We start from the raw sequence: 18,565 nt of genomic DNA on the forward strand, positions 1-18,565 counted from the left end.
CGTGGCCGGCCTCGGACGCGATCGACTGGTCGGTGCCGCGCGCTCCGTCGTGATCACGCGGCGCGGCATCGGTTTCCTGGTTGCTGCCGTCATCGCCTTCCTCGCCGCGCCCCTGCTGTCGCTGCCGGCGCTGCTTTACGTCACGGGCTTGTTGCTCGGCCTGGTGATACTGGCGGCGGCCTTCGTGTTCGTGGGGCACTCATCGGTGCTCATCGAGCGGTCGTTCACGCCGCAGGTCGTCTCGCCGGGGACGCTGTCGCGCGCGACCGTCCGCATCACCAACCTCTCGCTCCTGCCGTGCCTCGAGGCACGCTGGGAGGATCAGCTGCCGCCCCGCATCACGGGCGACGCCAGCGGGCTGCTGCCGCCGCTGGGCGGCAGCCGCAGCGGCACGGCACGCGCGACGTTCTCCTACACGCTGCAGGGGCTGCAGCGCGGCCGTCACGACATCGGTCCGTTGCAGGTGGACGTGCAGGATCCCTTCGGGCTGGTCTACCGGCGGCACGCCTTCGGGTCCGCCGAGCCGTTGACGGTGCTGCCGCGGCGGGTGGAGCTGCCGCCGATCTCCCCCCGTAGTGCGAGCGACGACGGTGCGACCCGTCCCGCCGCCCACAACGCCGGGGTCGGCGAGGACGACATCATCGCCCGCAGCTATCTGCCCGGCGACGCCCTCAAGCGCATCCACTGGAAAGCCACGGCACACCGCGCCGAGCTGATGGTCCGTCAGGAGGAGCAGCAGGTGACGCCGCGCTCGGCGGTCGTCCTCGACACGGAACCGACCAGCCAGGGGACGGCGCGGGACCGCAAGGCCAGGTGGGAGTTCTCGCCGGCGCTGGAGTGGGCGGTCGTGGCAGCGGCGTCGATCACCGCCCACCTGGTCCGCGCCGGGTACGTCGTGGCCCTGCAGTCCAGCGGCCCCGCGATCGACCGGGTGGTCGCCGACGGGCAGGACACGCTCGAGGACGCGATGGTCGATCTCGCGCTCGCCGAGCCCGAGACCGTGGACCGGGCCGGCCGGCACGACGTGGAGGGCGCGGTGTTCGCCGTGCTGGGTCGGCTGAGCCCCGAGCGGGCGCGCCACTGGGTCACGGCGCTGTCGACCTCACGCTCGGTCCTGGCCCTGGTCGCGCGCGGCTCGTCGGCGGAGGCGCTCGACATGCTGGACGGTGCCCGGTGGAACGTGGTGCAGTACTCGCCGGGAGACGACCTGGCCGAGACGTGGTCGCTGTTCGATGGGGAGCCGGCCCGTGCTGCGCGCTGATCCGGGGGCCGGCGCACCGGCCCGCAGCTCGCGGGAGAACTGGATCGATCACGGCATCCTGGCCCTCGCGCTGGTCCTGCTGCTGTCGGGCTTCTCAACCATCGTGGAGGGCCGCGACTGGTGGGTCACCACGATGCTCGTCGGAGCCCTGACCGGGCTGACCTGCGCAGTGCTCCGCGGGATCGGCTTCCGCTACGTGGCGGTGGTCGCGGTCGTGGTCGAGCTCTTGGCGGTGGCGTGGATCTTCGTCCCCGAGACGTTGCTCCTGCTCGTCCCCACACCGAGCACGGTCACGGCGCTGGCCGATCTCGCCGCATCAGCCCGCGAGATCATCGTGGAGGAACAGGCACCTGTCGCCGCGGCCAAGCCGATCGTCCTGGTCGTGGCGAGCTCGTTCGGGCTCATCGTCATCGTCGGTGACCTGCTGCTCCAGCGCCGCCGGGCCGCGCCGCTGGTCGGCGCGCTGCTGCTGGCGGTGTTCGCGACCCCGGCGCTGGTCTCGGGGGAGACCCCGCCGGTCTGGCTGTTCGTGGCGGTCGCGGCCCTGTGGCTCGTGCTGCTGAGGTCCCGCACGACCGCCACCGGCGTCGCGCGCACCGGGGCCGGCCCGGCGGTCGCCCTGGGCGCGGCGGCGCTGGCGGCGGCGGTCATCTTCCCGGCGGTCACCCCCGATGTCGGAGCAGTCGCGACGTCGTGGGGCAAGCCGCCGCCGACGGTGTTCGGCCGCGGCATCAACCCGATGGTCGAGCTGGGGCAGAACCTGCGGCGCAACAGCACCGTGACGTCCCTGACCTACACGACCTCGTTCGAGGAGCCGCAGTACCTGAAGGTCGCGACCCTGCGCGACTTCACCGGACGGACCTGGAAGCCGGCCGAGACCGCCCGCAACGACATGTTCGAGGGCGAGATCGGCATCAACCGCGACATCGAGCGCGAGGCGGGCAAGACGACCATCACCATCAGGAACCTGCGCAGCCCGATGCTTCCGGTCCCGTACCCGTCGATCGGCACGGTCGACGGCCTGGAGGGCGAGTGGAACTTCCGCAAGGTGGGTCTCACGTTGGAGACACAAAGCAGCAACTCCCGGGGGCAGACCTACACGGTCCCGAGCCTGGACGTCCAGCCCACCGCCGAGCAGATGCGCGAGGTGCGCACGCACTCCGGGCTGTCCCTGCAGAGCTACCTGGAGCTGCCTGACGAGATGCCGGCGGTCATCGCGCGCACCGCCCAGGAGGTCACCCGCGACGCCGACAACGACTACGACCGGGTCATGGCGCTGCAGGAGTTCTTCCGTGACGGGCAGTTCCGCTACTCCGAGTCCGCGCCGGTCGCCGATGACTATGACGGCAACGGCGTCGACGTGATCGCCAAGTTCCTCGAGGTCAAGGCCGGCTACTGCGTGCACTTCTCGTCGGCGATGGCGGTGATGGCCCGCACGCTCGGCATCCCGTCGCGGGTCGCCGTCGGGTACGCGCCAGGCAACGCATCGATCGTCGACGGCAGGACCCGGTACGAGAACACCTCGAACGATCTGCACGCCTGGGACGAGATCTACTTCCAGGGTGTGGGCTGGGTCCGCTTCGACCCCACGGTCAGCATCGGCTCGGCGACCAGGTTCGCCGAGCCGGCCAACACCACGCCGAACGCAACACCCACCGAGACCCCGGACGGGCAGGAGACCGCACCCGTGCGGGGTGCCGACCGCATCGACGACGGTGCGGCGCCCGCCCCGAAGGCGGCCGACACGGCGCCGCGCAGCGCGATGGTGACGCTGGGCGCGCTGGTCGTCGTGGGCGTGCTGCCGTGGCTGGTGCGGTCGCTGCGCCGCCGTGTCCGCATCGCGCGCGGCCGGGACGACGTGGAGCCGCTGTGGCGGGAGCTGGAGGACGTCGCCCGTGATCTGCGCATCCCGGTCTCGGCGGCCGACACTCCGCGCGGGTTCGCGGCGCGACTCGGCCAGCGTCCCGGGGTCGAGGCGGCGCCGCTGGAGGCCCTGCTGCGGCGGGTCGAGCGCGCACGTTTCGCGCAGGACGCGGAATCCGAGGGCGATGGTGTCGCCGAGCTGCGGGCCGTCGTCCGATCGCTGCGTGAGGGGTCGTCGGCGCGCACCAGGGTGCTGGCCACGCTGCTGCCGCAGTCGCTGGCCGGGCGGGCCCCCGTCATGAGGATCGCGGAGCCCGGCACACTGGCGACATGAGTCAGGACCAGCCCTTGATCGGTGGGCCGGAGCGTCGCGAGATCGTGATCGCCGATCCCGATCCGGCGTGGGCGCAGCGGTACGAGCGCGAGCGGCGTCGCATCGTCGCCGCGCTGGGGGACAGGGTGCTGCGCGTCGACCACATCGGCTCGACCAGCGTCCCGGGGCTGGCCGCGAAACCGGTCATCGACATCGACCTCAGCGTCGCCGACCCCGACGACGAGGCGGCGTACGTGCCCGACCTCGAGGCCGCGGGATATGTCCTGCGGGTCCGTGAGCCCGGGCACCGGATGCTGCGGACGCCGGAGCGCGACGTCCACGTGCACGTGTGCGCTCTGGGCAGCGAGTGGGAGACCCGGCACCTGGTCTTTCGTGACTGGCTGCGGGCTCACCCCGACGACCGGCAGCGCTACGAGGACGTCAAGCGCTCACTGGCGGGCGTGTGGGACGACAGCAATGCCTACGCCGACGCCAAGAGCGACGTCATCGCCGACATCATGCGCCGCGCCCTCGCCCCTTGAGCTTGTCGAAAGGGCCCGAGCCACCCCGCCCCTTGAGCTTGTCGAAAGGGCCCAGCCCTCGCCCCTTGAGCCTGTCGAAAGGGCCTAGCCCTCGCCCCTTGAGCTTGTCGAAAGGGCCTTTCGACAAGCTCAAGGGGCGGCCTTCGGCTCAAGGGGCGTCCTTTCGACAAGCTCAAGGAGCGGCCTTCGGCTCAAGGGGCGGTTCCGTCGCCGAACGGACGACCGCCGAGCGACTCGCGGCCGTGGGGCGTCAGCCACACCTCCGGATCGGGACCCTTGGGCACGATCTGCGTCGGATTGATGTCGGTGTGCACGACGTAGTAGTGCTTCTTGATCTGGTCGAAGTCGATCGTGTCGCCGAAGCCCGGGGTCTGGAACAGGTCGCGTGCGTACGCCCACAGCGCCGGCATCTCGGTGAGCTTCTGCCGGTTGCACTTGAAGTGGCCGTGGTAGACCGCGTCGAAGCGGGCCAAGGTCGTGAACAGCCGGACATCGGTCTCGGTGATCGAGTCGCCCATCAGGTAGCGGCGGTCGGTGAGCCGATCCTCGAGCCAGTCCATCGCGGCCCACAGCCGGTCGTAGGCGGCCTCGTACGCCTCCTGCGATCCGGCGAAGCCGCAGCGGTACACGCCGTTGTTGACCTCGGTGAAGATCCGCTTCATGACGTCGTCCATCTCGTCGCGGACGTCCGCAGGCCACAGGTCGGGCGCGCCGTCGCGGTGGAACTCGGTCCACTCGGCGGCGAAGTCGTGGGTGATCCACGGGAAGTCGTTGGTCACGACCTGGCCGGTGGGCACGTCGACCATCGCCGGGACGGTGATGCCGCGGGGGTAGTCGGGGAAGCGCTTGAAGTACGCCTCCTGGAGCCGCTCGATCCCGAGCACCGGGTCGCGTCCGTCGGGGTCCAGGTCGAAGGTCCAGCTGCGGGCGTCGTGCGTGGGACCGCAGTAGCCGATGGAGATGACGTCCTCGAGGCCGAGGAGACGCCGGACGATGATCGCCCGGTTCGCCCACGGGCACGCCTTGGCCACGATGAGGCGGTACCGTCCCGGCTCGACGGGCCAGCCGTCGCGACCGTCGCGCGTGATCCGGTCCGGGATGTAGTTCATGTCCCGGTCGAACTCCTTGTTCGGCTCGACGTACGACCCCATGCTCGACTGGCTGCTCATGCCGCCAGCCTAGGTCGCCCAGCACGACGGCGCTGTGCGGCTACGGTGACCCGGTGTTGGATTCCGGTGCCGAGATCAGGGGCGAGAGCTTCGAACGCGCGGTGGACCTCGATCGTTTCGAGCGCCGGACCAGGGGGACGCTGCTCGGGGTCATGGCGGCCGGCGTGCTCGTCATGTTCTTCGTGGGCTGGCCCCTGGTGTGGCACGGCCTCGACACCGCGGAGCTGCTCGGCGACGTGGCCGGCAGCACTCCCATGGCGCGGGACGGCGATCGGGTCTTCACCCTCCTCTACACCGCGGCGTACGGCATCTCGAACCTGGCGTTCCTGGTCGCGGTGGTCATCTACCTGCTCTGGCGTCGGCGCCATGACGCTGCGGACCGGTGGCCGACACCGCTCCTGCTCGTGCTCGGCGCGCTGGCCGTCCTGCAGCTCACGTCGATCGCGGTGGCGTGGGGCGACCAGTTCACCGGCCGTGCGATCCACGAGTCGTTGGAGGACGTGGGCGTCAGCAGCTGGGGCCGGGACGTGATCGAGCGGGGGTGGTACGCCGGCTATGTGACGCAGGTCGGGACGGCTGCGCTGGGCGCCGCCGTGCTGGGTCTCGGCGCCCGCCGGGGGTGGTGGGTGTTCCTGATCGGCTTCGTCGCACTGGTGCCCGCGGTCTGGTTCGCGGTGGGCAGGCCGTACATCGGCTGAGCGCAAGCCTGATAGCCTGCAACTGCTATGCGGATCCAGAGCCTGCTTCTTCTCTGCCGCGTCGAGGTCCTCTAGGTCGGACCCCTCGGCGCGGAGTTTGTCACGTCCCGGCCGCCAGCCCGACGAGCACACCAGACAAACACCCCGAGGAAGATCCGATGACCAGCTACGCCAACAGCCCCCAGCAGCCCAGCGGCATGTCGTTCCAGCGCTACCAGCCCTTCGTGCCGGTGGACCTGCCCGACCGCACCTGGCCCGCCAAGACCATCACGGAGGCCCCGCGCTGGTGCGCTGTCGACCTGCGTGACGGCAACCAGGCCCTGATCGATCCCATGACCGCTCCCCGCAAGCTGGCGATGTTCCAGCTGCTCGTGCGCATGGGCTACAAGGAGATCGAGGTCGGCTTCCCGAGCGCGAGCCAGACCGACTTCGACTTCGTCCGGCTGCTGATCGAGGGCGGTCACATCCCCGACGACGTCGTGATCCAGGTGCTGACGCAGTGCCGTGAGTCGCTGATCGACCGCACGTTCGAGTCGCTGGTCGGCGCCAAGCAGGCCATCGTCCACTTCTACAACTCGACGTCGACGCTGCAGCGCCGTGTGGTGTTCGGCCTGGACAAGGACGGCATCACCGACATCGCGACCCAGGGTGCTCGGCTGTGCATGAAGTACGCCGAGATCCACACGCCCGACACCAAGATCTTCTACGAGTACTCGCCCGAGTCGTACACCGGAACCGAGCTCGACTACGCGCTGGAGGTCTGCTCGGCGGTCATCGACGTCATCGACCCGACACCCGAGTGGCCGCTGATCATCAACTTGCCGGCAACCGTCGAGATGGCCACCCCGAACGTGTACGCCGACTCGATCGAGTGGATGCACCGCAACCTGCCGCGTCGCGACAGCATCGTCTTGTCGCTGCACCCGCACAACGACCGGGGGACCGGGGTCGCGGCGGCCGAGCTGGGCTACCTGGCCGGCGCCGACCGCATCGAGGGCTGCCTGTTCGGCAACGGCGAGCGCACCGGCAACGTGTGCCTGGTGACGCTGGGGCTGAACATGTTCAGCCAAGGCGTCGACCCGCAGATCGACTTCAGCGACATCGACGAGATCCGCCGCACGGTCGAGTACTGCAACGAGCTGCCCGTCCCGGAGCGTCACCCCTACGGCGGCGACCTGGTCTACACCGCCTTCAGCGGCTCGCACCAGGACGCGATCAAGAAGGGCTTCGAGCACATGGAGATCGACGCGGCTGCTGCCGGCGTCCCGGTCTCCGAGGCGCAGTGGGCCGTCCCGTACCTGCCGATCGATCCCAAGGACGTCGGCCGGTCGTACGAGGCCGTCATCCGGGTCAACAGCCAGTCCGGCAAGGGCGGCGTCGCCTACATCCTGAAGAACGATCACCAGCTGGACCTGCCGCGTCGTCTGCAGATCGAGTTCAGCCAGATCGTGCAGCAGCTCACCGAGGGCGAGGCCGGCGAGATCGAGCCGGACGCGATCTGGGCCGCGTTCCAGCGTGAGTACCTGGAGGGCGAGGACCCCTACCGCCTGGAGAGCTTCAGCTCGATCACGTCGCCGGACGGCAGCGACCAGCAGATCGTCGAGCTGCGGGTCCGTGGCGAGGTGCGCGAGTTCAAGGGCGAGGGCAACGGCCCGGTCGCGGCGTTCATCGACGGGATGCGTCAGGCCGGCTCCGACATCCGCCTGCTCGACTACTCCGAGCACGCGCTGTCGTCGGGCGGCGATGCGTTCGCGGCGTCGTACATCGAGTGCGAGGTCGGCGGCGAGACGGTGTGGGGCGTGGGCATCCACGAGAACATCGTGACGGCGTCGTTGCGGGCGGTCGTGTCGGCCGCCAACCGCGCGGTCGCCCAGACGATCCCCGCCGACTCGGTCTCGGCCTAGTCGAGCGCGGTGCGGCGCTGGTCGATCACGAGCGTGATCAGGGCCAGCGCCGCCAGCGCTGCTGCGGTCAGTGAGAACGCGATGCCAGTGGCGTCCAGGCCCCAGTGGTCCGAGGCGATCCCGCTGCCGATGACGGGCAGCGAGATGGCCACGTAGGCCACGACGAAGAACGCCGACGTCGTGCCGGCGCGCTCGTGGGGCCGGACACGGGCCAGCACCGCGGCGAGGCCCTTGCTGAACGAGACGCCCTGGCCCGCCCCGGCGACGAGAGCGGCCAGGAGCATCAGCCACAGGGCCTCCATCGCGAGGGACGCCGTGAACAACAGCATCCCGACCGTCAGCAGCAGACAACCCACATTGACCCCCGCATCCGTCGGCAGCCGGTGCCACACCAGCTGGGCGCCCACGGATGCGATGAAGATGGCGAAGACCACCGACACCGACACCAAGGGTGTGGGTGAGTCGACCGCCTCGGCCACGAACCGCGGGGACACCGCGGTGAACAGGCCGGCGACCGCGAATCCTGCAAAGCCGGCGATCCCGGCGCCCAGGAACGTGGTCCGTGCCGGTGCCGGGACGCTCGGCCGCTGCAACCGCGGCCGGGCGCCCGGCGTCACCTCCACCGTCTCGGGCACCATCGTCAGCAGCACCAGGACGACCAGGCCCACGGCGCCGTGGACGATGAACGTCAGGTGCACCGGCCACGGGAACCCGTCGACGAGCACCGCCGCGACGACCGGGCCCAGACCGAGGCCGCCGATGTTCGCGACCGTCGCCACGAGCGGGGCGCGCGACCGCCAGCGCTCAGGCGCAGCCTCGATGACCGCTGCGGTGGCTGTGCCGACGTAGATGCCGGCCGACACGCCCGAGACGAGTCGGGCGACGAGAAGCACCCACGTCGCGTCCGCCACGAGGAAGATGACGTCGCTGAGCAATGAGATCAACAGCCCTGCCAGCAGCAGAGGTCTCCGGCCCACGGCGTCCGACCAGCGTCCGAACAGCAGCAGCGCACCGATCACGCCGAAGGCGTACGTCGCGAACACGACCGTGATGGTGGTCAGCGAGAAGCCGAGCCGCTCCTGGTAGACCGCGTACAGGGGTGTCGGCATGGTCGTGCCGATCATGGTCACGAGGAAGGCCAGGACCACGACGGTGAAGGCGCGAGTGCCGGTGAGACGAGGCATGGTGCTCCTGCAAGAAGGGGACTGAGGCGACAACCACGACGCGACGCTCTGTCTTCCCGCTGCTGGTGCGCCACTGCATCCGCTGTACCGGCCAGCCGGTACACGAGGCCAGCTTTTCGGGCTAGGCTCGCTGTGACGCCGATCACTCGTCGGCGCTGAGGAGGATCGATGACGCGCATCATCAACCAGGTCGCCGTGTTCGGCCTCGGCAAGGTCGGCGAGCTCGTGGCGGACCTGCTGGGCGAGTCCGGCTTCAAGATCATCGGCTACGACGCCGCGCCGCGCGACGGACTGGACTTCCCGGTCGAGGCGCTGGACGTCAGCGACCCCGAGGGCCTGCGCGATGCGCTGCGCGGCGTGGACGCGGTCGTGTCGTGCCTGCCGTTCCACCTCAACATCGCCGTGGCCGAGGCCGCGTACGACGCGCGCGTGCACTACTTCGACCTGACCGAGGACGTCCCGACGACCAACCGCGTCATCGAGCTGGCCACCGATGCGCCGGCCGCGGCGTTCGCCCCGCAGTGCGGGCTCGCGCCGGGCTTGATCGGCATCATCGGTGCCTCGATCGCCAAGACCTTCGACGAGATCCGCTCGATCGAGCTCAAGGTCGGTGCGCTGCCGCAGAACCCGACCGGCCTGCTGGGCTACGCGATCAACTGGTCGCCCGAGGGGGTCGTCAACGAGTACCTCAACGACTGCGAGGTGCTGCGCCAGGGACACCGCCAGATGGTGCCGGCGATGACCGAGAAGGAGCGGGTGCTGATCGGCGGCATCGAGCTCGAGGCGGCGCTGACGTCAGGCGGTCTGGGCACGATGTGCGAGACGTACGAGGGCCGGGTGCATCGCCTGGACTACAAGACGCTGCGCTACCCGGGGCACTTCGACCAGATGCACTTCCTGTTCGACGAGCTCAACCTGCGCGAGCAGCGCGAGCTCGTCGGCCGGATGCTGGTGGACTCCAAGCCGCCGGTCAACGATGACGTCGTCTACGTCCACGCGGCCGTCGAGGGACGCAAGAACGGGCAGCCCTTCCGCGAGAACCACGTGCGCGCCTACAAACCGCTGGTCATCTCCGGACGCACCTGGCGGGCGATCTCGTGGACGACCGCCGCCTCGGCGGTCAGCGTCATCGAGCTGGTCGCCGACGGTGTGCTGCCGGCGACCGGGTTCATCAAGCAGGAGGACATCACGCTCGAGGCGCTGTTCTCGACCCAGGCCGGCCGCCACTTCGCCGAGCAGGGCGCGATCTGACGCATCAGGCCCAGATTGCCGGGTGCGGCTCGTCGCGCGGCTCGGGCGGAAGCCGTTCGGCGACGCCGTCAGCGAACCGCCGCGCGGTCCACGCGGTCGCTGCGGCGTCCAGGACGTCGTCGACCGCGACGCCGGACCGACGCTCGGCCTCGACGTCCAGACCGTGCGCGGACAGCAGCGAGCGGCGCAGTGCCTCTCCGGCCGCGGTGGTCTTGCCGTCGAACAGCACGCCACCGTTCATCGCGGCGAAGCAGATCTCCGGGTGCGCCTCGACGACCGGGACCGCCGGACGCGTCCGGAGCCACTGGTCGACGTCGCGGATCTTCGGCACTAGGTGCCAGGTCTGCTTGCTGAGCCCGAGCCCCAGCGCTGCCTTGTTGGCGGCATTGGCGGCCGGGTAGTCGGGCGCGTCCAGCACGACGTGGGCCGGCGCGTTGAAGACCGTGGACGCCCGGCCCGGCAGCCGGCGACGGGCCAGTCGCTCCGCCTCCCGCGGGGTGCCGGACGGCAGGTCGATGGGGATGTCGATCGCGATGGCGTCCACCGGCCCAGCCGACGCGACGAGCTCGTCGATCGTGGCGGCGAGCAGCACGTCGCACGTGCCGTCCCACCGGACGCCGACCCAGCCCGACCTGCACCCGTCCACACCCAGCACCGCGCCCATGGGCTCGATCCTGCCACCGGACGCCTCTGGAAAGTGTCCACGGCCGGGATCACAGTGGGGACATGACCAGAGACGTACAGATCACGTTCGACTGCGCCGACCCGGCCGCGCTCGCGGCGTTCTGGGCCGAGGTGCTCGGCTACGAGCTGCAGCCGCCGCCGGAGGGCTTCGACACCTGGGAGGCCGCGCTCGCGGCGTTCGGCGTGCCGCAGAGCGAGTGGAACGCCCGCTCGGCGATCGTCGCCGAGGGCGCCCCGCGAGTTTTCTTCCAGCGGGTGCCCGAGGGCAAGACCGCCAAGAACCGCATGCACCTCGACGTCCGGGTCGCCCCCGGGCTGACGGGGGACGAGCGGATGCAGACGCTGCAGGCCGAGGCATCACGGCTGGAGGCGCTCAGTGCGACCGTCGCGTACCGCGTCGAGCCGGACGGCCGCATGGAGCAGGGATTCATCACGATGCTCGACCCGGAGGGCAACGAGCTCTGCCTCGACTGAGGGAGCTGCGGACGGCCAGCGAGCCGCGCGGGTGAAACGTCACCCCCGCACGGCACAATGGACGGGTGAGTCTCTACCGCGACACCGGCATCGTGCTGCGGGTCCACAAGCTGGGTGAAGCCGATCGCATCATCACGCTGCTGACCCGCCAACGCGGCATCGTGCGCGCGGTGGGCAAGGGCGTCCGCAAGACCACCTCGCGCTTCGGTGGCCGGCTCGAGCCGTTCATGCACGTCGACCTGCAGCTGGCCGAAGGCCGCTCGCTCGACATCATCACGCAGGCCGAGACGGTCAACGCCTTCGCCAAGGACCTCGGGCTCGACTACGCGGCCTACACCGCTGGCACCGCGATGCTCGAGACCGCCGAGCGGCTCGTGCAGGAGGACGGCGAGCCGGCCGTCGCCCAGTTCCAGCTGCTGGTCGGCGCGTTGCGGGCGCTGACCGAGGGCCGCATGACGCCCGGCCTGATCCTGGACTCCTACCAGCTGCGGGCCCTGTCGATCGCCGGATATGCCCCCACGTTCGACGGCTGCGCCCGCTGCGGCCTGGAGGGGCCGCACCGCAACTTCCACGCCGCCTCCGGCGGCATGCTGTGCGACGACTGCCGGGTCGCCGGATCGGCCGCGCCGTCGCCGTTCACGGTGACTCTGCTGGCCGGTCTGCTCAGCGGCAACTGGGCCAGCGTCGCGACGTCCGACGAGCGCTCGCGCCGCGAGGCCAGCAGCATCATCAGCGCCTACCTGTCCTGGCACCTCGAGCGCGGACTGCGCTCCCTGACCCACGTGGATCGTTGATGAAGCGCACCGTACGACGCCCGGTCCCGCACGCCTCCGGGGCGACACCGCCTGCCATCGCGATCGAGCAGGTCCCGCGCCACGTCGCGATCGTCATGGACGGCAACGGCCGCTGGGCCAAGCAGCGTGGCCTGCCGCGCACCGCCGGCCACGAGATGGGCGAGGCGGCGCTGTTCGACGTCGTCGAGGGCGCCATCGAGATCGGGGTCAAGGCCATCTCGGCGTACGCCTTCTCGACCGAGAACTGGAAGCGCTCGCCCGACGAGGTGCGCTTCCTGATGGGCTTCAACCGCGACGTCATCCGTCGGCGCCGCGACGAGATGCACGAGCTGGGGGTTCGGGTCCGTTGGGCCGGCCGACGTCCCCGGCTGTGGCGCAGCGTCATCAAGGAGCTCGAGACCGCCGAGGAGCTGACCCGCGACAACGACGTCCTGACACTGACGATGTGCGTCAACTACGGCGGACGTGCCGAGATCGCGGACGCCGCCGCCGCCCTGGCCCGTGACGTCGCGGCCGGACGCGTCAACCCCGACAAGATCGACGAGAAGGTGTTCGCCCGCTATCTCGACGAGCCCGACATGGAGGACGTCGACCTGTTCTGGCGCACGTCCGGGGAGCAGCGCACCAGCAACTTCCTGCTGTGGCAGTCGGCGTACGCCGAGATGGTGTTCTCCGACATCGCCTGGCCCGATGTCGACCGCCGTGCCCTGTGGGCCGCGATCGAGGAGTACGCGGCCCGCAACCGCCGCTACGGCAGCGCCTGACCCGCCGGCCAGGGAGCGGTGCCCGCGAGGACGTCCGCGATCGTGGCCCGGAAGCCGGGGCACCTGGTCAGGTCGTGCGCCTCGCACTCGAAGGCGTGGACGGCCATCGCCCGCGACAGCGTCATCTCGGCCATCCGACGATCCAGGTCCGCGATGTGCTCCTGCAGGACGGTATGCCGCTCCCGCCCGTGATCGTCCGACAGCAGCACCGCGATCTGCTGCAGGCTCATCCCGGCGGCCTTGCTGCGCAGGATCACCGCGATGCGGACGAGGTCGTCGTCACCGAACAGCCGCCGGCCGGCACTGTCGCGCCCGGGGGCCAGCAGTCCGGCGTCCTCCCAGTGCCGCAGCACGTGCGTCGCCAGCCCGAACTGGGCCGCGGTGTCGCCGATGGATCGCAGACTTGACTTCATGTCGACATGAACTCACATGCTGGAGATCCAATCAAGTCACGAAGGAGATCCACCATGTTCGACACCATCGTCATCGGCGGGGGGCCCGCAGGCCTGCAGGCCGCCCTCACGCTCGGCCGGATGCACCGCTCGGTGCTGCTGCTCGACTCCGGGCACTACCGCAACGGCACCGTCGAGCACATGCAGAACTTCATCACGCACGACGGCCGCGACCCCGCAGACCTGCGGCTGCTGGCCCGCAAGGACATCGCTGCCTACGCCACGGTCGAGATCCGCGACACCGCCGCCGACGCCGTCCGCCAGGTCGAGGACGGCTTCGAGGTCGTCCTCGGCGACGAGACCGTGTCCAGCCGCACGATCGTCCTGGCAACGGGTGTGCGTGACACGCTCCCGGACGTCCGCGGCGTCGCCGAGGCGTGGGGGCGCGAGATCGCGTCCTGCCCGTTCTGCCACGGTCATGAGCTGGCGCAGGAACGCGTGGCCCTGCTCGGTGCCGGAGCGCAGAGCGCCCACCTCGCCGCCCTCCTGGCCGGCGTCGGGGGAGAGCTGGTCGTGCTCGCCGACGGCGTGGTCCCGGAGCCGGAGGTCACGGACGCGCTCGCGCAGCTGGGCGTCGCGGTCCGCCCGGAGAAGGTCGAGCAGGTCGACCGGGTCGAGGGGGGCCTGCGGGTGCGTCTCGTGGACGCCGAGCCCCTGGAGGTCGGCGGCATGTTCGTGGAGACGCAGATCGCGCAGTCCGCGCCGTTCGCGGAGCAGCTGGGCCTGGCCCTCCTGCCGTCCGGATGCGTCGAGATCGACGTGACGGGACGCACGAGCCTGCCCGGCGTCTTCGCCGCCGGCGACCTCGCGCACACCTCGGCCCTGCCCGGACCGATGCCGTCGGTCGCCGGAGCGATCTCCGCGGGGCTCGTGGCCGCGGCGATGTGTCACATGGACCTGGCCCACCGCGGTTGACGGACGCGACCCCGGGCCGAGGTCGTCTTCCGGCGACAGACGCGGCTCGGAACAGCGATAGGCTGATGTCCTATGCGTATTGCCAGGTTTGCCGGGGACGACGATCCCCGTTTCGGTGTCATCGGGGACGACAACGGCGTCCCCACCATCGCTGTGCTGAACGGTGACCCCCTCTATGCGGGGCTCAACCTCAGCGGGCAGAAGATCCCGCTCGCGGACGTGCGCCTGCTCGCGCCGGTCATCCCGCGCAGCAAGGTCGTGTGCGTGGGCAAGAACTACGCCAAGCACGCGGCCGAGATGGGGGGCGAGGTCCCCGAGGAGCCGCTGATCTTCCTCAAGCCCAACACCAGCGTCATCGGGCCCGGCGAGCCGATCTTCTACCCCGAGCAGAGCAGCAACGTGCACTTCGAGGGCGAGCTGGCGGTCGTCATCGGCCGCATCTGCCGTGACGTGCCGGCCGAGGACGCCGCCAAGGTGATCTTCGGGTACACCGTCGCCAACGACGTGACCGCGCGTGACCTGCAGGCCAAGGACGGCCAGTGGGCGCGCGCCAAGGGCTTCGACACGTTCTGCCCGCTCGGCCCGTGGATCGAGACCGACTTCGACCCGTCGGACGTCCGCGTCACGACCGAGCTCGGCGGCGAGCTGAAGCAGGACGGTCGCACGTCCGACATGGTCTTCACCGTCCCTGACGTCATCGCGTACGTCTCATCCTTCATGACGCTGCTGCCCGGCGACGTCATCCTCACCGGCACCCCTGATGGTGTCGGACCCATGCAGGTCGGCGACGAGGTCAGCGTGACCGTCGAAGGCCTCGGAACTCTCACGAACACGGTGGTCTCCCGCAATGACTGACATCTCCACGACGCCGACCCGTCCGGTCGTCGCCCGCTTCTGCCCGTCCCCGACGGGCAACCCGCACGTCGGCATGGCGCGCACGGCCCTGTTCAGCTGGGCCTTCGCGCGGCACCACGGCGGACGGTTCGTCTTCCGCATCGAGGACACCGACACCTCGCGCGACAACGAGGAGTCCTACCAGCTCCTGGTCGAAGTCATGCACTGGCTGGGCCTGGACTGGGACGAAGGGCCGGAGGTCGGCGGCCCCAACGGACCGTACCGGCAGTCCGAGCGGATGGACATCTACGCCGATGTCGCCCAGCAGCTGCTCGAGGCGGGATATGCCTACAAGGCGTACGACACCGCCGAGGAGCTCGAGGCCCGCCGCAACGCCGCCCGGGCCGCCGGCAAGCCCAGTGGCTACGACGGCCTGCACCGCGACCTGACGCCCGAGCAGATCGCCGCGTACGAGGCCGAGGGACGCAAGCCGGTCATCCGCTTCAAGATGCCCGACAAGGACTACACGTTCACCGACCTGGTCCGTGGCGAGATCACGTTCGGGTCCGAGAACGTCCAGGACTACGTGCTGGTGCGGGCCAACGGTCAGCCCCTCTACACGCTGACCAACCCCACCGACGACGCCATGATGGGCATCACGCACGTGCTGCGCGGCGAGGACCTGCTGAGCTCGACCCCCCGTCAGATCGCCCTGTACGAGGCATTCGCCGAGATCGGCATCGGCGGCGGCTTCACCCCGGAGTTCGGCCACCTGCCGTTCGTCATGGGCGAGGGCAACCGCAAGCTGTCCAAGCGCGATCCGGAGTCCAACCTCCTGGACTACAAGCCGAAGGGCTTCCTGCCCGAGGGACTGCTGAACTACATGGCCCTGCTCGGCTGGTCGATCGCGGACGACCGCGACGTGTTCACCATCCCCGAGATGGTGGAGGCCTTCGAGATCGGGCGGGTCAACCCCAACCCGGCCCGGTTCGACATCAAGAAGGCCGAGGCGATCAACGGCTCGCACGTCCGCCTGCTGGGCGAGGAGGAGCTGCGCGACCGCCTCGTGCCGTACTTCCAGGACGCCGGCCTGATCGACCCGACGCCGACGGTCAGCCAGATCGGTCTGCTCGCCGCCGCGACGCCGCTGGTGCACGAGCGTATGACGTTGCTCACCGAGGCGGTCGACATGCTGCGGTTCCTGTTCGTCAGCGATGAGGACTTCGCGGTCGACGAGGCGGACGCAGCCAAGAATCTGGACGCCGCGGGTCTGGAGGTCGTCCGGACGGCTCGTGCGGCCCTCGGGGAGATCCCGGAGAAGACCGAGTGGACCACCGGGACGATCGAGGGGGCGCTGCGCGCTTCCCTCATCGACGGCCTCGGGCTCAAGCCGCGACTGGCATTCGGGCCGGTTCGCGTTGCGGTGACGGGAAGTCGGATCTCTCCGCCGCTGTTCGAGTCGCTCGAGCTGCTGGGTCATCGCAAGACCCTCGCGAGGCTGGATGCGGCGCTGGGCTGAACCCGGTTTGAGGCGTCGGGGGGCCGTCAGGTAATGTTTGGTCTCGGTTCGGACAACGTCCGAGGCCGGTGGGATATGGTGTAATTGGCAACACAGCGGTTTCTGGTACCGCCATTCTAGGTTCGAGTCCTAGTATCCCAGCGAGACCCGCTAAACCTCCTCCGGGAAGCGTTTGGTAGGGTTGCTCAGGTCGAAAGACCACCGTGGCCCCGTTGTGTAGCGGCCTAGCACGTCGCCCTCTCAAGGCGGTAGCGCGGGTTCGAATCCCGTCGGGGCTACCACGGAAAGACCCCCTGACCTGCGGAAACGCAGGTCAGGGGGTCTTCTGCTTTCCGTCCCTCCGGGGCGCGGTCTCGGCGCCACCGATCACCGGGGGAGGGCGCCGGACCCCGTCCAGCAGGAAGATCGTGTGGCCGTTGTGCCTGGCGACCCGGTGGTACCGGGCCGCGATGAGCCGGCGGGTGCGGGACGTGTCCAGCCCCCACGACCTGATCCGGTCCGTGACGAGGAGCCAGGTGGGTGCGTCGGGGCCCGCGAGCAGGGAGTCGAGCTCGGTCAGGCGAGGATCGAGAGTCTTGACCGGCAGGCTCCACAGGTGGGGGTAGGGCGATGCGAGCCCGGCGGCCAGGTTGACCTGGGGCTGGCCGTACAGCGTCGTGAGCGTGTCCCCGGGCCGGCTGGAGGCGGCGATCGCCGTCCCGATCTGCTCGCCGGTTGAGCTGGAGGGGACGTCGGAGACCTGGAGGACGGCCGGGGCGCCGGCGAGCACGAACGCGGTCAGCGCCGCGCCGGTCGCGACACGGCTGGTCCGGGCCGCGAGCACACCGATGGCCACGGCCAAGGGGACGATCATCTGGATCAGGTAGTGGAACCAGTAGGCACCGCCCGCAGCAACGGAGACCGCATCGAAGGCGATGGTCGCGGCCAGCGCGACCATGACCGGGCTGCGCCGCCACCGAGGTGCCGTCACGGCAACTGCGACGGTGAGGAGGGCCAGCCCGCTGCTCACCCAGGCCCAGGCCAGCAAGGCCGCACGAGGCCTGGCGTGGGCCAAGCCGCCGCCTTCGGAGATGGTCCGCGCTGCCTGGACGCGGAAGGCGTACATCGCATGGAAGACGTCCAGGGGGGACGTGCCCCGGGCCAGCACCCACACCGACGCGATCACCACCGTGGTGACCACACCGGCGACCAGGTACCCGATGCGCACCTGCGGCCGGGCCGAGCGGTCGCGTCGACCGAACCACCGCATCGCGACGACCAGCACGGTGGCGAAGACTGCCACGTCCACCAGGTTCTGCTTGACCAGCACCGCGCACGTGCCTGCGACCCCGCCGACGAAGGACGGCCATCGCGGGTCACGGGCTCGCTCAGCCTGCACCAGGGCAAGCAGCCCGCCGGCGACGAAGGGCGCCGCCAGCAGCTCCCCGCTGATCTCCTGGGTGCCGAGTCCCGGCGCCACCAGCAGCGCCGCCGTCGTGATCGCAGTCCAGGCGGACGCACGGGGACCGGCCACGATCCCGGCGGCGCGCGCGCTCAGGACGATGGTGGCGGCGACCGCGACGCAGCCGATCAGTCGCAGTGCGACCAGGCCGCCGGTGGAGTCGGCGATCTGGAAGAGGGTGATCAGCAGGGGCGGCCGGTCGACCCAGTAGCTTCCGTAGAGCGATCCGCCGCCCGGCGACCACTGGCCGGCGACCTGCAGGAAGCCGGCCTCGTCAGGGCCGGCGGGTATCGCGACGAACGGCAGGCGCAGCGCCAGCGCGACGATCACCGCCGTCCACTCCACGACGTGGTGCGACCGCCATGACGCCCTCGCCGTGCCCCCGGCTGCCGGTGCGACCGGCTCGGCGTGGGACACGTGTCGACCTCTTCGTTCGCGGGACGCCCTGACTGGCCGGGAGCGGCGCGGGCTGAATCTCCTTTCTTAGACGGCGCCGGCGGCGT

At 70.2% G+C, this 18,565-nt stretch carries 17 protein-coding genes and 2 tRNA genes; 14 read left to right on the plus strand and 5 right to left on the minus strand.

The window, feature by feature from the left end:
* Nucleotide 1 precedes the first annotated feature (1 nt).
* Genes NQV15_RS05870 through NQV15_RS05880 form a run of 3 tightly spaced genes read left to right on the plus strand, consistent with a single transcriptional unit; the run spans nucleotide 2 to nucleotide 3,979 of the window.
* Nucleotides 2–1,261 carry a DUF58 domain-containing protein gene (locus tag NQV15_RS05870; RefSeq protein WP_232398736.1) on the plus strand — a complete coding sequence of 420 codons (1,260 nt, stop codon included), beginning with the start codon at nucleotides 2–4 and terminating at the stop codon, nucleotides 1,259–1,261.
* Complete coding sequence (locus NQV15_RS05875) at nucleotides 1,248–3,458, plus strand: transglutaminase TgpA family protein (protein WP_232398738.1); 2,211 nt, start codon at nucleotides 1,248–1,250, stop codon at nucleotides 3,456–3,458. Before NQV15_RS05870 ends, NQV15_RS05875 begins: the two co-directional genes overlap by 14 nt.
* Nucleotides 3,455–3,979, plus strand: a complete 525-nt coding sequence (locus NQV15_RS05880) for a GrpB family protein (protein WP_232398740.1) — start codon at nucleotides 3,455–3,457, stop codon at nucleotides 3,977–3,979. Before NQV15_RS05875 ends, NQV15_RS05880 begins: the two co-directional genes overlap by 4 nt.
* Nucleotides 3,980–4,170: 191 nt before the next feature.
* On the opposite strand, the gene NQV15_RS05885 is transcribed toward NQV15_RS05880, so the two are convergent.
* Nucleotides 4,171–5,148 (minus strand): glutathione S-transferase family protein, encoded by a 978-nt coding sequence (locus NQV15_RS05885; RefSeq protein WP_232398742.1) that lies wholly within the window; start codon nucleotides 5,146–5,148, stop codon nucleotides 4,171–4,173.
* 53 nt (nucleotides 5,149–5,201) lie between these two features.
* Between NQV15_RS05885 and NQV15_RS05890 the strand changes: the two genes are divergently transcribed.
* Together NQV15_RS05890 and leuA are read left to right on the plus strand one after the other, a co-directional pair.
* Nucleotides 5,202–5,846, plus strand: a complete 645-nt coding sequence (locus NQV15_RS05890) for a hypothetical protein (protein ID WP_232398744.1) — start codon at nucleotides 5,202–5,204, stop codon at nucleotides 5,844–5,846.
* Between the two features lie 158 nt (nucleotides 5,847–6,004).
* The gene (gene leuA / locus NQV15_RS05895; RefSeq protein ID WP_232398746.1) at nucleotides 6,005–7,750 is read left to right on the plus strand and encodes a 2-isopropylmalate synthase; all 1,746 of its coding nucleotides are present in this window, start codon (nucleotides 6,005–6,007) and stop codon (nucleotides 7,748–7,750) included.
* Here leuA and NQV15_RS05900 read toward each other — a convergent pair.
* Nucleotides 7,747–8,934 carry an MFS transporter gene (locus tag NQV15_RS05900; RefSeq protein WP_232398747.1) on the minus strand — a complete coding sequence of 396 codons (1,188 nt, stop codon included), beginning with the start codon at nucleotides 8,932–8,934 and terminating at the stop codon, nucleotides 7,747–7,749. The genes leuA and NQV15_RS05900 overlap by 4 nt on opposite strands.
* 168 nt (nucleotides 8,935–9,102) lie before the next feature.
* Between NQV15_RS05900 and NQV15_RS05905 the strand changes: the two genes are divergently transcribed.
* Entirely contained in the window at nucleotides 9,103–10,185 is a 1,083-nt protein-coding gene (locus tag NQV15_RS05905; RefSeq protein ID WP_232398749.1) for a saccharopine dehydrogenase family protein, read from the plus strand.
* 4 nt (nucleotides 10,186–10,189) lie between these two features.
* Here the strand turns inward: NQV15_RS05905 and NQV15_RS05910 are convergent, their stop codons facing one another.
* A complete protein-coding gene (locus tag NQV15_RS05910; RefSeq protein ID WP_232398751.1) occupies nucleotides 10,190–10,849 on the minus strand; it encodes a DUF429 domain-containing protein in 660 nt (219 codons plus the stop codon).
* Between the two features lie 62 nt (nucleotides 10,850–10,911).
* Between NQV15_RS05910 and NQV15_RS05915 the strand changes: the two genes are divergently transcribed.
* The 3 genes from NQV15_RS05915 (at nucleotide 10,912) to NQV15_RS05925 (ending at nucleotide 12,901) form a co-directional block, all read left to right on the plus strand.
* Nucleotides 10,912–11,343: a VOC family protein gene (locus NQV15_RS05915; RefSeq protein ID WP_232398753.1), complete on the plus strand. Its 432-nt coding sequence runs from the start codon at nucleotides 10,912–10,914 to the stop codon at nucleotides 11,341–11,343.
* A gap of 65 nt (nucleotides 11,344–11,408) precedes the next feature.
* Nucleotides 11,409–12,137: a DNA repair protein RecO gene (gene recO, locus NQV15_RS05920; protein WP_232398755.1), complete on the plus strand. Its 729-nt coding sequence runs from the start codon at nucleotides 11,409–11,411 to the stop codon at nucleotides 12,135–12,137.
* On the plus strand, nucleotides 12,137–12,901 hold the full coding sequence (locus NQV15_RS05925; RefSeq protein WP_232398757.1) for an isoprenyl transferase: 765 nt from the start codon (nucleotides 12,137–12,139) through the stop codon (nucleotides 12,899–12,901). The genes recO and NQV15_RS05925 overlap by 1 nt, the downstream gene beginning before the upstream one ends.
* Here NQV15_RS05925 and NQV15_RS05930 read toward each other — a convergent pair.
* Nucleotides 12,886–13,314, minus strand: coding sequence for a MerR family transcriptional regulator (locus NQV15_RS05930; RefSeq protein WP_232398759.1), 429 nt, complete (start codon nucleotides 13,312–13,314; stop codon nucleotides 12,886–12,888). The genes NQV15_RS05925 and NQV15_RS05930 overlap by 16 nt on opposite strands.
* Before the next feature lie 54 nt (nucleotides 13,315–13,368).
* On the opposite strand from NQV15_RS05930, the gene NQV15_RS05935 reads away from it, so the two are divergent.
* From NQV15_RS05935 to NQV15_RS05955, 5 genes are all read left to right on the plus strand, one after another.
* Complete coding sequence (locus NQV15_RS05935) at nucleotides 13,369–14,268, plus strand: NAD(P)/FAD-dependent oxidoreductase (RefSeq protein WP_232398761.1); 900 nt, start codon at nucleotides 13,369–13,371, stop codon at nucleotides 14,266–14,268.
* 72 nt (nucleotides 14,269–14,340) lie between these two features.
* A complete protein-coding gene (locus tag NQV15_RS05940) occupies nucleotides 14,341–15,123 on the plus strand; it encodes a fumarylacetoacetate hydrolase family protein (protein WP_232398763.1) in 783 nt (260 codons plus the stop codon).
* A complete protein-coding gene (gene gltX, locus NQV15_RS05945; RefSeq protein WP_232398766.1) occupies nucleotides 15,116–16,621 on the plus strand; it encodes a glutamate--tRNA ligase in 1,506 nt (501 codons plus the stop codon). The genes NQV15_RS05940 and gltX overlap by 8 nt, the downstream gene beginning before the upstream one ends.
* 69 nt (nucleotides 16,622–16,690) lie before the next feature.
* Nucleotides 16,691–16,762: transfer RNA gene (locus NQV15_RS05950), tRNA-Gln, on the plus strand.
* A 64-nt stretch (nucleotides 16,763–16,826) separates the two neighbouring features.
* Nucleotides 16,827–16,902 (plus strand) — tRNA-Glu (locus tag NQV15_RS05955).
* A 32-nt stretch (nucleotides 16,903–16,934) separates the two neighbouring features.
* Here the strand turns inward: NQV15_RS05955 and NQV15_RS05960 are convergent.
* Entirely contained in the window at nucleotides 16,935–18,479 is a 1,545-nt protein-coding gene (locus NQV15_RS05960) for an ArnT family glycosyltransferase (RefSeq protein WP_232398769.1), read from the minus strand.
* Between the last annotated feature and the right edge of the window lie 86 nt (nucleotides 18,480–18,565).

The sequence above is a fragment of the Aeromicrobium wangtongii genome (genome assembly GCF_024584515.1).
Lineage (GTDB): Bacteria > Actinomycetota > Actinomycetes > Propionibacteriales > Nocardioidaceae > Aeromicrobium > Aeromicrobium wangtongii.

Coding starts and splice junctions, on each gene's coding strand:
- NQV15_RS05910 (WP_232398751.1), bottom strand. CDS start 10,849: ATGGGCGCGGTGCTGGGTGTGGACGGGTGCAGGTCGGGCTGGGTCGGC.
- NQV15_RS05915 (WP_232398753.1), top strand. CDS start 10,912: ATGACCAGAGACGTACAGATCACGTTCGACTGCGCCGACCCGGCCGCG.
- NQV15_RS05935 (WP_232398761.1), top strand. CDS start 13,369: ATGTTCGACACCATCGTCATCGGCGGGGGGCCCGCAGGCCTGCAGGCC.
- NQV15_RS05930 (WP_232398759.1), bottom strand. CDS start 13,314: ATGAAGTCAAGTCTGCGATCCATCGGCGACACCGCGGCCCAGTTCGGG.
- NQV15_RS05885 (WP_232398742.1), bottom strand. CDS start 5,148: ATGAGCAGCCAGTCGAGCATGGGGTCGTACGTCGAGCCGAACAAGGAG.
- leuA (WP_232398746.1), top strand. CDS start 6,005: ATGACCAGCTACGCCAACAGCCCCCAGCAGCCCAGCGGCATGTCGTTC.
- NQV15_RS05940 (WP_232398763.1), top strand. CDS start 14,341: ATGCGTATTGCCAGGTTTGCCGGGGACGACGATCCCCGTTTCGGTGTC.
- NQV15_RS05925 (WP_232398757.1), top strand. CDS start 12,137: ATGAAGCGCACCGTACGACGCCCGGTCCCGCACGCCTCCGGGGCGACA.
- NQV15_RS05880 (WP_232398740.1), top strand. CDS start 3,455: ATGAGTCAGGACCAGCCCTTGATCGGTGGGCCGGAGCGTCGCGAGATC.
- gltX (WP_232398766.1), top strand. CDS start 15,116: ATGACTGACATCTCCACGACGCCGACCCGTCCGGTCGTCGCCCGCTTC.
- NQV15_RS05900 (WP_232398747.1), bottom strand. CDS start 8,934: ATGCCTCGTCTCACCGGCACTCGCGCCTTCACCGTCGTGGTCCTGGCC.
- NQV15_RS05905 (WP_232398749.1), top strand. CDS start 9,103: ATGACGCGCATCATCAACCAGGTCGCCGTGTTCGGCCTCGGCAAGGTC.